Raw genomic sequence first — 13,040 nt, 5'->3', positions numbered from 1 at the left:
TGCCCGAGGTCGAGAGTCGTGTTCGACGCCGTCCTGGTCGCCAATCGCGGCGAGATCGCCATCCGCGTCATTCGCGCCTGCAAGGAACTCGGTGTCCGCAGTGTCGCCGTGTACAGCGAGATCGACCGCGACGCCCCCCACGTGAGGCTGGCCGACGAGGCCTACCTGCTGGGTCCGGCGGCGGCCTCGGAGTCCTATCTCAACGTCGAACGCATCCTGGCGGTCGCCCGCGAGGCCGGCGTCGACGCGATCCACCCGGGCTACGGATTCCTGTCCGAGAACGCCGACTTCGCCGACGCGGTCGCCGAGGCAGGGATGACCTTCGTCGGTCCGCCGGCCGAGGCGATCCGCAAGATGGGCGACAAGCTCTCCGCCCGGGCCGTCGCTCTGGCGGCCGGCGTCCCCGTGGTACCGGGGACCCAGGAGCCCACCGACGATCCCGACGAGGCGATCCGCTTCGGCGACGAGTACGGCTATCCGGTCGCGGTCAAGGCGATGTTCGGCGGCGGCGGTCGCGGCATGAAGGTGGTGCGCAACGCCGACGAGATGCGTGAGGCCCTCGAAGCCGCGCAACGCGAGGCCAAGGCCGCGTTCGGCCGCGGCGAGTGCTACCTCGAGCGCTATCTCGAACGTCCGCGCCACATCGAGATCCAGGTGCTGGGCGATCTCGACGGCACGCTGATCCACCTCGGCGAACGCGACTGTTCCCTGCAGCGTCGCCACCAGAAGCTGGTCGAGGAGGCCCCCGCCGCGGGCATCTCGCAGGACCTGCGCGACCGGATCGGGACCGCCGCCATCGAGGTCGCCCGGGAGATGGGCTACCACAACGCCGGCACCTGCGAGTTCCTGCTCGACGCCGACGACGAGACCTTCTACTTCCTCGAGATGAACACCCGCCTGCAGGTCGAGCACCCCGTCACCGAACTCGTGACCGGCGTCGATCTGGCCCAGGCCCAGCTGCGCATCGCCGCCGGCGACGGCATGGGCCTGACCCAGGACGAGGTCACGCTCACGGGTCACGCGATCGAGGTCCGGATCAACGCCGAGGAGCCGGCGACCAACTTCATGCCGACCCCGGGGCTGATCACGCGGCTCGTTCCGCCGCTGGGGCCGTGGGTGCGCTTCGACACCGGCACCGAGTCGGGCTACGAGGTGCCGCGCGACTACGACTCGATGATCGCGAAGCTGATCGTGTGGGGCGCCGACCGCGACGCCGCCCGCGCGCGCATGTCACGCGCCCTGGACGAGCTGGTGATCGAAGGCATCCCGACCACCGTCCCGTTCCACCGCCTGGCCATGACCAACGAGCAGTTCGCCGCGGGTGAGCACGCCACCGTCTCCGTGGAGCGCGAGTGGGACCTGTCGGGGCTCGAGCCGCAGGGGCCGGCAGCCCCCGGCGAGGGCGTTGACGGCGAGCCCTCGCGCGAGGTGACCGTCGAGGTCGGCGGCAAGCGGATCGGCGTGCGCGTGTTCGGCGACCTCGCGCTCGGCGCCGGGGGTGCGACGGCCGGGGCCCCTGCCAAGCGGCGGGGACGGCCCGGCGGGTCCGGCGGCCAGAAGGCCGCGGCGTCGACCGACGACCTGGTCGCGCCCATGCAGGGCACGGTGGTCAAGTACGCCGTGGCCGAGGGCGACACGGTCGCGGCCGGTGACCTGGTCGCCGTGCTCGAGGCGATGAAGATGGAGAACAACATCACCGCGCACCGGGACGGCACCGTCACCAAGATCGGCTTCGCCGCCGGGGACGTGGTCGAGTCGGGGGCCGTCCTGGCCAGTATCGGCGACGCGAGCTGAGAGCCGGCCCGCGCAGCACGCGCGCGGGCCGGGGACATGACCCGAAGGGTGGGCGTAGGTTGCCGACCCGATAGCCGGATGTGACTACCCGTTTCGTGGCACGTGATCATCTGTGCCCGGTCCTCCGGCATCGCTCACAAGGGTCGCCGCATGCGCCGGTTCACGCTCCTCGTCGTCCTCGCCCTCCTCGCCAGCGTCCTGCCGGTCGCAACGGGCGCCCTCGCCCAGGAGGCCGAGCCGACCGGCCCGGGGGTGGTGATCAGCCAGGTCTACGGCGGCGGGGGCAACAGCGGCGCGACGCTGACGCACGACTACGTCGAGCTCTTCAACGCCGGCGACGCCACCGCGGACGTCGGTGGCTACACGCTGCGGTACGCGTCCTCATCCGGGACGTCATGGACCAATAACGCGATCCTGCCGGCCGGGGCCTCGATTCCTCCCGGCGGGTACTACCTGGTCCAGCTGGCGACGAGCAACGCATCCGTGGGGTCGGCGCTGCCGCCGGCCGATGCAACCGGCAGCATCAACCTCGCTGGCGGCAGCGGCAAGATCGCCCTGTTCGCCAGCAACGCCACGGTTCCGACGGAGATCTGCCCAGGCGGCGCCGAGCTCCTCGACTTCGTGGGTTACGGCACCGCCAATTGCGGCGAGGGAGGCAGCTCCACCCCGGCCCTGAGCAACACGACGGCCGCGCTGCGCAACGGCGCGGGCTGCGTCGACACGGACGACAACGCGGCCGACTTCTCGACGGGTTCCCCGGCACCCCGCAACAGCGGCACGCCGGCCGCCCCCTGTGACGGCTCGAACGAGCCCGACCCGGACCCTGACCCCGATCCCGACCCGGATCCCGACCCCGACCCTGACCCGGCCGACGCGACCGTCGTGATCAGCCAGGTCTACGGCGGCGGTGGGAACAGCGGGGCCACCCTCACCCACGACTTCATCGAGCTGTTCAACCGCGGCGACCAGGCGGTCGATCTGCAGGGCCACGCGGTCCAGTACGCCTCGTCGACCGGCACCTCCTGGCAGGTCACGCCGCTCAGTGGCACGATTCCCGCCGGCGGCTACCACCTCGTCCAGCAGGCGGCCGGCAGCGGTGGCAGCCAGGCACTGCCGACCGCGGACACGACCGGGTCCATCCCCATGGCCGCTGGCGCGGGCAAGGTCGCGCTGACCGACTCGACGACGGCGCTGCAGGGTTCCTGTCCGACCACCGTCATCGACCTGGTCGGCTACGGCGGGGCGAACTGCTTCGAGGGCAACGGCGCGGCGCCCACCCTGAGTGCCACCGCCGCCGCGATCCGCGACGAGGCCGGCTGCGTCGACACCGACGACAACGCGGCCGACTTCGCCACCGGTGCGCCCTCGCCGCGCAACAGCGCAGTCGAGCCGGCGCCGTGCCGTGAGCGGCCCGTTCCCGACCCCGACCCCGAGTTCCCCGAGGACGTCTGCACGGCGACCGACGACGACATCACGGTCGTCAACGAGATCCAGGGGGACGGCAGCGAGACCCCGATCGCGGGCCAGCTCGTGCTCACGCGTGGCGTCGTGACGGCCGACTTCACCTCCGGCGGCGACAGCGGCATCCCGGCCAACCAGGGCCTGCGCGGGTTCTTCGTCGAGGCGATCGAGGAGGACCGTGACGACGACCCGGCGACGTCCGAGGGCGTGTTCGTCTTCGACGGTCCCGGCGCGTTCGACGGCAAGGTCGGCGACCTCGTCCACGTCGTCGGCCGGCCCAGCGAGTTCAACGGGGTCACGCAGGTGAGTGCCTCCGACCTCGCGGTCTGTGCCGACACCGGTGTCGACGCCACGTTGCCGCCGCCGGCACAGCTGCCGCTCCCGACGCATCCCGCGGATCGAGGGGACGTGTTCGAGCCGCTCGAGTCGATGCGGGTCGTGCACGACGAGCTGACCGTGGTCGAGTTCTTCCAGATCGAGCGGTTCGGCGAGGTCCGCCTGTCCTCGGGCGGCGTGCTGCAGAACCCGACCAACGTGGTCGATCCCCGCGACGACGCCGCCTACGAGGCCGTCGTGGCGTACAACGCCGCCAACAACATCATCCTCGACGACGGCCGGACGGGACAGAACCTCGACCCGCTCCCCTACGTCGTGCCCGGTGACACCTTGCGCATCGGCGACCAGCTGCGCGACGTGCCCACGATCCTGCACTTCGGGTTCGGCGAATGGCGGCTGCAGCCGGTCGACATCGGCGAGATCACCGAGGAGTTGCGGACCAACCGCTCGCGTCCCCGTCCGCAGACGCCGCCCGAGGTCGGTGGCAGCCTCACCGTCGCCAGCTTCAACGTCCTCAACTACTTCAACGGTGACGGGTACTTCGTCGGCGACGACCACGCGACCGCGACCGGATTCCCGACCGCCCGCGGGGCCGTGACGCCGTCGGAGTTCGACCGCCAGACCGAGAAGATCGTCGACGCGATCGTGCGCATGGACGCGGATGTCCTCGGCCTCATCGAGATCGAGAACGACGCAGGCGACCGTCAGGCCGCCGCCGCGCTGGTCGATGCGGTCAACACCACGCTCGGCGCCGAGGTGTACGACTACCTCGACACCGGCCGGATCGGCACGGACGCGATCAAGCTGGCCTACATCTACAAGCCGGCGACCGTCGTGCCGAGCGGGAACTTCGCGATCCTCGACAGCTCGGTCGACCCCCGCTTCGAGGACCAACGCAGCCGGCCGGCCCTCGCCCAGACCTTCACCGAGCTCGCCACCGGGCGCTCCGTCACCGTGACCGTGAACCACCTCAAGTCCAAGGGATCCGCCTGCCTGGCGGCCGACAACGACGCCCGCCAGGGCAACTGCAACGGTGTGCGCCTACGCGCCGCACAGGCGATGGCGGACTGGCTGGCGACCGACCCCACCGGACAACAGGCGCGGGGCGATCTCATCATCGGTGACCTCAACGCCTACGCGCAGGAGGACCCGATCCGGGCGCTCCAGCAGGCCGGCTACACCGATCTGCTGGACCACTACGCGGCCGATGACGTCATGCCCTACACGTACACGTTCGACGCGACACAGGGCTATCTCGACCACGCGCTGGCCGACGCCGACCTGATGCCGTACGTGACCGGCGCGGCGGCGTGGAACATCAACGCGGACGAGGTGCCGGCCATCGACTACCTCGAGTCGTGCTGTGGGGTGTCGGGCAACCAGCGGTTCCGCACGGCCGACGTCGCCGAGCGCTACTACGACCCGAGTGCCTTCCGGTCATCCGACCACGACCCCGTCCTCGTGGGACTGGACCTCATGGCCATCCCCGCGACGATGGACGAGTGCGCCGATGGGGGCTGGCGCAACTTCACGCGCCCGTTCCGCAACCAGGGCCACTGCGTGGCCTGGGTGGCGACGGGCGGCCGTCACCCCTGACCGGACCCGCCAGACGGCGACGGGCCCCTGCCACGGCGGGGGCCCCCTCGCGGTCGACCGACGGTCAGCGCGTGGCGTCCAGCCGCGCCATGAGCATGCGGGCGCACTCGGCAACCGATCCGGCCATCGACGGGTAGACCGTGATGGTCTGGGCCAGCTGGGCGACGGTCAGGCGGTTCTGCACCGCCACCGCAAGCGGCTGGATCAGGTCGCTGGCACGCATCGAGACGACCACACCCCCGACGACCGTGCCCGAGCCGACCTGGGCGTGGACCTTCACGAAGCCGTCGACGCCGTTGGTCATCTTCGCGCGCGGGTTGCCCCGGAAATCGAGTCGCGCCGTCTCGACCGGGACACCGGCCGCGACGGCCTCGTCGGCGGAGATGCCGACGGTCGCCACCTCCGGATCCGTGAAGATGGTCGCCGCCACCGCGTCCCAGCGGATCGGCTGGACGGCCTGACCCAGCGCGTGCCACATCGCGGTCCGGCCCTGCATGGCCGCGACCGACGCCAGCATGACCCGTCCGGTGACGTCGCCGGCGGCATACACCCAGCGGCAGTCCGTGCGGCCGACGGAGTCGACGTCGATCCCGCCCCATTCGTTGACGGCCGCACCGACCGTCTCGAGCCCGATGTCGCGGGAGCTCGGCACCTGCCCGACCGTGAACAGCACGTGGCTGCCGACGACGTCGGAACCGTCCTTCAGACCGACGACCACCTCGTCGCCGCGCCGCTCACAGGACACGGCCCGTGCGTTGCGCAGGATCGTCATGCCGCGCCGTTCGAAGACGTCCTCGATGACCTGCGCCGCGTCGGGATCCTCGGTGGGCAGAATGAGATCGCGCGAGCTGACGAGGGTCACCTCGGCACCGAAGCGGCGGAACGCGTGGGCGAACTCGGCGCCGGTCGCGCCGGAGCCGACCACGACGAGGTGCTCGGGAACCTCGGGCAGCCCGTAGACCTGCTGACCCACCAGCACCCGTTCGCCGTCGGGCTCGAAGAACGGCAGCACCCGGGCGGTGGAGCCGGTTCCGACCAGGACGTAGTCGGCGGGCAGGACCCGCTCGCCGCCGTCGGCGTCGGTGACCGTCACCTCGTGGTAGCCGGAGATGCGGCCACGGCCGCGGATGAGATCGACACCTCCTGCCGTGACCTTGGCCTCGATGTCGCGCGACTGGTTGGCGCCGAGCTGCAGGACGTTGCTGGCGACCTTCGGAAAGTCGACCACGGTGCGGTCGATGCTGCGGCCCTCGGGCAGGTGCACACCGAGGTCCTCGGCAAGGTGCATCCAGCCCATCGCCTCCGCCGCCACGATCAGCGCCTTCGACGGGACGCAGTCCCACAACACGCTGTTGCCGCCCAGACCCTCGTCGCTGACGATGGTGACGTCGGCACCGAGTTCGGACGCGACGAGCGCGGCCTCGTACCCGGCCGGTCCGCCACCCAGGATGACGATGCGTTGCGTGCTCACGAGCAGCCTCGAGCAGGTCGTGTCATGGCGTGGTTGTCAGCGACCCTACCCGCGTGCCGGGTCGTCCCTGCCCGCCCGCGCGTACGTGCGAGGGGCCGGAGGCGCCGTCGCGGCCGGTCGGTGGCGACGGGTTCAGAACCGCTCGGAGGGCACGTAGGCGCCGAACTCGTCGCGCAGCACGTCACAGACCTCCTGCAGCGTCGCGCGACGCCGCAGCGCGTCGTGCATCGGCGGCAACAGGTTGTCGTTGCCCTTGGCGGCCCGACGCACGTCGTCGAGTGCCGCGTCCACGCCACCCTGGTCACGCTGCGCCTTCACCGTCTCGATGCGCGAGATCTGGTCCTGACGGATCGACTCGTCGATGCGCTGCAGCTCCGGTGCGAGCTCGTCGTCGGTGCGGTAGCGGTTCACGCCGACCACGATCTGGCGCTCGGCGTCGATGTCGCGCGCGAGGTCGTAGGCCGCGCGTTCGATCTCGCCCTTCTGGTAGCCCTGTTCGATCGCCGCGACGGCGCCGCCCATCTCGTCGATCTGCTCGAGGTACCCGCGCGCCTCGGCCTCGATCGTGTCGGTCATCGACTCGATCAGGTACGAGCCGGCCAGCGGGTCCACCGAGGCCGGGACGTCGGTCTCGTGGGCGATGACCTGTTGGGTGCGCAACGCGAGTCGCGCCGACTTCTCCGTCGGCAGGGCGAGCGCCTCGTCGTAGCTGTTGGTGTGCAACGACTGGGTCCCGCCGAGCGTGGCGGCCAGGGCCTGGATGGCGACGCGGACCAGGTTGACCTCGGGCTGCTGGGCGGTCAGCTGCACGCCCGCCGTCTGGGTGTGGAAGCGCAGCATCTGCGACCGGGGATCCTGCGCACCGAACCGGTCGCGCATGATCGACGCCCACAGCCGCCGGGCGGCCCGGAACTTCGCGATCTCCTCGAGCAGCGTCGAGCGGGCGACGAAGAAGAACGACAGCCGCGGCGCGAAAGCGTCGACGTCGAGGCCCGCGTCGATCGCGGCCTGCACGTAGGCGATGCCGTCGGCGAGCGTGAATGCGATCTCCTGGACCGGCGTCGCCCCGGCCTCGCCCATGTGGTAGCCCGAGATCGAGATGGTGTTGAAGCGCGGCAACACCTCGGCGCAGTAGCCGAACGTGTCCGCGATGATCCGCAGGCTCGGGGCCGGCGGGTAGATGTAGGTGCCGCGGGCGATGTACTCCTTGAGCACGTCGTTCTGGATCGTGCCGCGCAGGTCGGCGGGCGCGACCCCCTGTTCCTCACCCGCGATCTGGTACATCAGCAACAGCAGCGACGCCGGCGCGTTGATGGTCATCGACGTGGACACCTGGTCCAGCGGGATGCCGTCGAAGAGCGCCTTCATGTCCTCGACGGTGTCGATGGCGACGCCGACCTTGCCGACCTCGCCGTCGGCGATCTCGGCCGAGGAGTCGTAGCCCATCTGCGTCGGCAGGTCGAACGCGACCGAGAGTCCGGTCGTGCCCTGCTCGAGCAGGTACTTGTAGCGCCGGTTGGACTCCTGCGCGGTCGACATGCCGGCGTACTGCCGCATCGTCCACAGCCGCCCGCGGTACATTGTCGGGTAGACGCCGCGGGTGTAGGGGTAGGCGCCGGCGTCCCCGAGGCGCTCCGCGGGGTCGAATCCCTCGAGGTGCCCGGGGCCGTAGACCGCCTCGATCGGGAAGCCGCTGACCGCCGTCGGTTCCTCGTCCGCCATCGAAAGACCCCTCGCGTCGTGGCTGTCGAAGGTCAGGCGCTGCGGCGCGACCGCATCTTGCCTTTCCGGTAGTCCTTGTTCATCCAGGCGATGAAGTCGATCGAGATCCCCTTGGGACAGGCGGCCTCGCACTCGCCCATGTTGGTGCAGGAGCCGAAGAACTGTTCCATGGTGTCGACCATGCTGACCGCCCGCTCGTAGCGCTCGGGCTGACCCTGGGGCAACACGTTGAGGTGCGCCATCTTCGCCGAGGTGAACAGCTGCGCGGCACCGTTGGGGCAGGCCGCGACGCAGGCGCCGCAGGCGATGCAGGCGGCCGCGTCCATCGATGCGTCCGCGACCTCCTTCGGCACCGGGATCAGGTTGGCGTCGGGTGCCGAACCGGTGTCGACCGAGATGTAGCCGCCGGCCTCGACGATGCGGTCGAAGGCGGAGCGGTCGACGACGAGGTCGCGCACCACGGGGAAGCCGGCTGCCCGCCACGGCTCGATCACGATCTCGTCGCCGTCGGCGAACTTGCGCATGTGCAGCTGGCAGGTGGCGGTGGCGCGTTCCGGGCCGTGCGCCTGCCCGTTGATCATCAGGCCGCAGGTGCCGCAGATGCCCTCGCGGCAGTCGTGGGCGAACTCGATCGGCTCGTCACCGGCGTCGATGAGCGACTCGTTGACGTGGTCGAGCATCTCGAGGAAGGACGCGTCCTCGCTGACGTCGGTGGCGTGGTAGGTCTCGAACCGACCCGGTGCGTCCGGACCGGCCTGACGCCAGACTCGTAGCGTGAGATTCATTGCAGCCTCTTCGCGGTCGATGCGGCAACGGGGGGTCTGCGGGGGGCGCAGCCCCCCGCATCCGTCACTTGTAGCTCCTCTGGCTGAGCGCGACGTTGGTGAAGTCCAGCGGTTCCTTGTGCAGGGTCGGCTCGGTGCCGAGCCCCTGCCACTCCCAGGCACCGACGAAGGCGAAGTTGTCGTCGTCGCGCAGCGCCTCGCCCTCCTCGGTCTGCGACTCCTCGCGGAAGTGCCCACCGCACGACTCCTCGCGCATGAGGGCGTCGCGGCACATCAGCTCGGACAGCTCGAAGAAGTCGGCGACGCGGCCGGCCTTCTCCAGCGAGGAGTTGAGCGTGTTGGCGGAGCCGGGGACACGGACGTTGTTCTCGAACTCCTCGCGCAGCGTCGGGATCTCCGACAGCGCCTTCTGCAGGCCGGCCGCGTTGCGCGCCATCCCGCAGTGCTCCCACATGATCTTGCCGAGTTCACGGTGGTACCAGTCGACCGAGCGGGTGCCGTTGGTCCGCAGGAACCGGTCGGTCTGCTCGCGCACCGCGGTCTCGGCCTGGGCGAACTCCGACGCCGAGGTGTCGACCTTGGGCTGGCCGAGCATGGGGGCCAGGTAGTCACCGATGGTGTAGGGCAGGATGAAGTAGCCGTCGGCGAGTCCCTGCATCAGCGCGGACGCGCCCAGGCGGTTGGCGCCGTGGTCGGAGAAGTTGGCCTCGCCGATCGCGAACAGGCCGGGGATCGTGGTCTGCAGGTGGTAGTCGACCCACAGGCCACCCATCGTGTAGTGGGGCGCCGGGTAGATGCGCATCGGCATGACGAAGGGGTCCTCGCCGGTGATGCGCTCGTACATCTCGAACAGGTTGCCGTACTTGTCGCCGACGGCGTCGCGACCGAGGCGGGAGATGGCCTGCGCGAAGTCGAGGTAGACCCCGTTCTTGAGCGGACCGACGCCCTTGCCGGCGTCCACCTGCTCCTTGGCGTTGCGCGAGGCGACGTCACGCGGGACGAGGTTGCCGAAGGCCGGGTACTTGCGCTCGAGGAAGTAGTCCCGTTCGCCCTCGGGGATGTCGGCCGCGGCCCGGCTCTCGTCGGGGTTGGTCGGCACCCAGATGCGTCCGTCGTTGCGCAACGACTCCGACATCAGGGTCAGCTTGGACTGGAACTCGTCCGACGACGGGATGGCGGTCGGGTGGATCTGCGTGAAACAGGGGTTGGCGAAGTAGGCGCCCTTGCGGTGCGCGCGCCAGGCCGCGGTCACGTTGGAGGCCATGGCGTTGGTGGACAGGTAGAACGCGTTGGCGTACCCGCCGGTGCCGAGCACGACCGCGTGCGCCGAGTGCGAGCTGATCTCGCCGGTGACGAGGTCGCGCACCACGATGCCCGACGCCTTGCCGTCGACCACGACCAGCTCGAGCATCTCGGACTGGGTGACGAGCTCGACCGTCCCGGCCGCGACCTGGCGCGCCAGCGCCTGGTAGGCGCCGAGCAGCAGCTGCTGGCCGGTCTGACCGCGCGCGTAGAAGGTGCGCCGGACCTGCGCGCCACCGAAGGAGCGGTTGTCGAGGAAGCCGCCGTACTCGCGGGCGAAGGGGACCCCCTGCGCGACGCACTGGTCGATGATGTTGTTGGACACCTCGGCCAGTCGGTAGACGTTGGCCTCGCGCGAGCGGTAGTCGCCGCCCTTCACGGTGTCGTAGAACAACCGGTAGACCGAGTCGCCCTCGCCGTGGTAGTCCTTCGCCGCGTTGATGCCGCCCTGCGCGGCGATCGAGTGGGCGCGGCGCGGCGAATCGTGGAACGTGAACACCTTGACGCGGTAGCCGAGCTCACCGAGGGTCGCAGCGGCCGACGCGCCGGCAAGACCCGTGCCGACGATGATGATCTCGAACTTGCGCTTGTTGTTCGGGTTCACCAGCTTCATGTTGAACTTGTGGTCGCGCCACATGCTCTCGAGCGGTGCGTCGGGGATCTTCGAGTCGAGCGTCATCGCTGCTGCCTTTGTCCCGCGGAGCGGTCGTGCCGGTTGGCGTGACGGCCTGGCCGCCCCGATTGCGGCTGCCTAGCCGACGAGTCCGAACTGCACGGCCAGGGGGAACGAGACGTTCCCGCCGATCACGATCACGGCGAAGCCGATGGCGAAGGCCCGCCGCCAGTGGTTGAACTTGCGGTTGTTCCAGCCCATCGACTGGAACATGCTCCAGGCACCGTGGTAGATGTGGATGCCGAGCACGAGGTTGGCGATCACGTAGAAGGCCGCGACCAGCGGCTGCGAGAAGCTCGCGATCAGCTTGTCATACGGCGTCGAGCCCGCCTCGGCCGGGTTCACCCACCCCAGGGTGAGGTCGGCGATGTGGTAGAGCAGGAACAACAGCACGATCACGCCGGTCCAGCGCATCGTGCGGGCGGCGAAGTCGGCCGCGACGAACTCGCGACGCGCCTGGTACCGCTCGGGCCGGGCGTTGCGGTTCATCACCGTCAGTTGGTACGCCGCGAGGATGTGGAAGAACAGGGTCACCAGCAGCAGGACCCGCATCCCCCACAGCGCCCCTTCCTCGGGCACGATCGGGACCAACAGGCCCGCGCGCAGGAACTCGGCGTAGTGGTTGAAATCCTCGGCGCCGAGGTAGATCTTGAGGTTGCCGACCATGTGGGCGAAGACGTAGCCGAGCCACACCATCCCGGTGATGGCCATGACGTACTTCTTGCCGACCGCGGACCCGTAGAGGTCGACCAGGAAGGGCCGCCGCGTCTTTCCACCGGATGGATTGGGGGGGCCGCCTTGCGTGACCCCGGTGACCTTGGTCGCCATCGCGCTGCTCTCTCCTGGAAGGCCGCCATCCCGGTGGGGCGCCGTGCACACGCCGCCTGGCACGGGTGGTCCCTGCAGGAAGGAGTTGGGGCACCGCGAGGAGTTGACGTGGTGGCAGGCCCACCCACCGGTCCGGCACCGCCACGTCTTGGAGCCTATCACCGCGGTCCCGGCCCCCTTGCGCGCGCGGCGGCGTCCGGCGTGGCGGCTGACGCGATCGTCGAACGCTTCCGACGCAACCACGGGCCACGCTTGCGCGTCTGAACGGAGGGAGACGAGGAGAGCAGGCCGGTGACCACGATGATGTCGCAGACGCCCCCCGAGGTGCGTGCCGCGGTGCTGGCGGCCCGTTGCGCCGTGCTGCTGCGCACCATCGCCCGGCAGGGAGGTCCGGAGCCGACCGAGCACCTCGAGCAGGTACGCCGCCACCTCGCCCGGCGCGGGCCCGGCGGCATGCGGACGCGCCGGGATCGGGCCGCCTCGGCCCTCGCGGCGGCCGCCTCGGGTCGCACCGGGCCGCTCCCGCAGGAGCGGGCTGCCCAGCTCGCACGCGATCTCGAGGTGATCGAGTACGTCCTGCGCCAGGTGTCACGGATCGGCGCGAACGGCACGCTCGCGCCGGCCTGACACCGGCCGTCAGGTTCACTCGCGGCCGTCGCCGAGGAGTCGGCCGAGGAACTGGCCGACGCGGCCCGGTCCCTGGGCGAGCTGGTTGCGCGCGGTCTCCGGCAGCGACCCGGGATCGCGATCGGCGACGGCACGCAGGACGTCACGCGCCGAGGGGTTGACGAGCGCGAGGTCGCCGACGCGGACGGTCGGCACGGTCTCGTCGCCGTCGGCGACCGACCGCACGAAGGCCGCTGCCTCCTCGTCCTCCCAGATGTCGCGACGTCCGAAGACCAGTCCGGTCCGCTCCAGCTCACGGAACAGCGCGCTGCAGAACATGCAGCCGGGACGCCAGAAGACGGTGACCGAGGCGTCGGCCGGCAGTTGCGAATCGTCGTCGAAGCGCAGCGGTTCGGACGTCGGGCCGGGTGTGGCGTCGTCCTCGGTGTCCATGTCGTTCCTCCAT

The 13,040-nt window shown here is 70.3% G+C and carries 9 protein-coding genes; 3 read left to right on the top strand and 6 right to left on the bottom strand.

Translation table 11 applies throughout. The annotated features are described in order from the left end of the window. Positions 1–18: 18 nt before the first annotated feature. On the top strand, positions 19–1,794 hold the full coding sequence (gene accC / locus ACERMF_RS17020; RefSeq protein ID WP_373670343.1) for an acetyl-CoA carboxylase biotin carboxylase subunit: 1,776 nt from the start codon (positions 19–21) through the stop codon (positions 1,792–1,794). Positions 1,795–1,944: 150 nt separating this feature from the next. Then, positions 1,945–5,187: an ExeM/NucH family extracellular endonuclease gene (locus ACERMF_RS17015; protein ID WP_373670342.1), complete on the top strand. Its 3,243-nt coding sequence runs from the start codon at positions 1,945–1,947 to the stop codon at positions 5,185–5,187. A 64-nt stretch (positions 5,188–5,251) separates the two neighbouring features. Here the strand turns inward: ACERMF_RS17015 and ACERMF_RS17010 are convergent, their stop codons facing one another. From ACERMF_RS17010 to ACERMF_RS16990, 5 genes are all read right to left on the bottom strand, one after another. Beyond that, positions 5,252–6,658, bottom strand: a complete 1,407-nt coding sequence (locus ACERMF_RS17010) for an NAD(P)H-quinone dehydrogenase (RefSeq protein WP_373670341.1) — start codon at positions 6,656–6,658, stop codon at positions 5,252–5,254. A gap of 132 nt (positions 6,659–6,790) precedes the next feature. Beyond that, on the bottom strand, positions 6,791–8,380 hold the full coding sequence (locus ACERMF_RS17005; protein ID WP_373670340.1) for a methylmalonyl-CoA mutase: 1,590 nt from the start codon (positions 8,378–8,380) through the stop codon (positions 6,791–6,793). A 32-nt stretch (positions 8,381–8,412) separates the two neighbouring features. Further along, on the bottom strand, positions 8,413–9,165 hold the full coding sequence (locus ACERMF_RS17000; RefSeq protein ID WP_373670339.1) for a succinate dehydrogenase/fumarate reductase iron-sulfur subunit: 753 nt from the start codon (positions 9,163–9,165) through the stop codon (positions 8,413–8,415). Between the two features lie 64 nt (positions 9,166–9,229). Further along, positions 9,230–11,146, bottom strand: coding sequence for a fumarate reductase/succinate dehydrogenase flavoprotein subunit (locus ACERMF_RS16995; protein WP_373670338.1), 1,917 nt, complete (start codon positions 11,144–11,146; stop codon positions 9,230–9,232). 72 nt (positions 11,147–11,218) lie between these two features. After that, positions 11,219–11,968, bottom strand: a complete 750-nt coding sequence (locus ACERMF_RS16990; RefSeq protein ID WP_373670337.1) for a succinate dehydrogenase cytochrome b subunit — start codon at positions 11,966–11,968, stop codon at positions 11,219–11,221. Between the two features lie 291 nt (positions 11,969–12,259). Between ACERMF_RS16990 and ACERMF_RS16985 the strand changes: the two genes are divergently transcribed. Then, complete coding sequence (locus tag ACERMF_RS16985) at positions 12,260–12,595, top strand: hypothetical protein (RefSeq protein ID WP_373670336.1); 336 nt, start codon at positions 12,260–12,262, stop codon at positions 12,593–12,595. Positions 12,596–12,610: 15 nt separating this feature from the next. Here ACERMF_RS16985 and ACERMF_RS16980 read toward each other — a convergent pair whose 3' ends face one another. Further along, on the bottom strand, positions 12,611–13,027 hold the full coding sequence (locus ACERMF_RS16980) for a glutaredoxin domain-containing protein (RefSeq protein WP_373670335.1): 417 nt from the start codon (positions 13,025–13,027) through the stop codon (positions 12,611–12,613). Between the last annotated feature and the right edge of the window lie 13 nt (positions 13,028–13,040).

This window comes from Egicoccus sp. AB-alg6-2, from assembly GCF_041821025.1.
In the GTDB taxonomy this organism is placed as follows: domain Bacteria; phylum Actinomycetota; class Nitriliruptoria; order Nitriliruptorales; family Nitriliruptoraceae; genus Egicoccus.
Note: the sequence above shows the minus strand (reverse complement) of the source record. Positions and strands in the feature narration are given on the sequence as shown.

Excerpts from the sequence above, each read along its gene's own strand:
- ACERMF_RS16995 (WP_373670338.1), bottom strand. The coding sequence starts at position 11,146 with ATGACGCTCGACTCGAAGATCCCCGACGCACCGCTCGAGAGCATGTGG.
- ACERMF_RS17015 (WP_373670342.1), top strand. The coding sequence starts at position 1,945 with ATGCGCCGGTTCACGCTCCTCGTCGTCCTCGCCCTCCTCGCCAGCGTC.
- ACERMF_RS16980 (WP_373670335.1), bottom strand. The coding sequence starts at position 13,027 with ATGGACACCGAGGACGACGCCACACCCGGCCCGACGTCCGAACCGCTG.
- ACERMF_RS17000 (WP_373670339.1), bottom strand. The coding sequence starts at position 9,165 with ATGAATCTCACGCTACGAGTCTGGCGTCAGGCCGGTCCGGACGCACCG.
- ACERMF_RS16990 (WP_373670337.1), bottom strand. The coding sequence starts at position 11,968 with ATGGCGACCAAGGTCACCGGGGTCACGCAAGGCGGCCCCCCCAATCCA.
- ACERMF_RS17005 (WP_373670340.1), bottom strand. The coding sequence starts at position 8,380 with ATGGCGGACGAGGAACCGACGGCGGTCAGCGGCTTCCCGATCGAGGCG.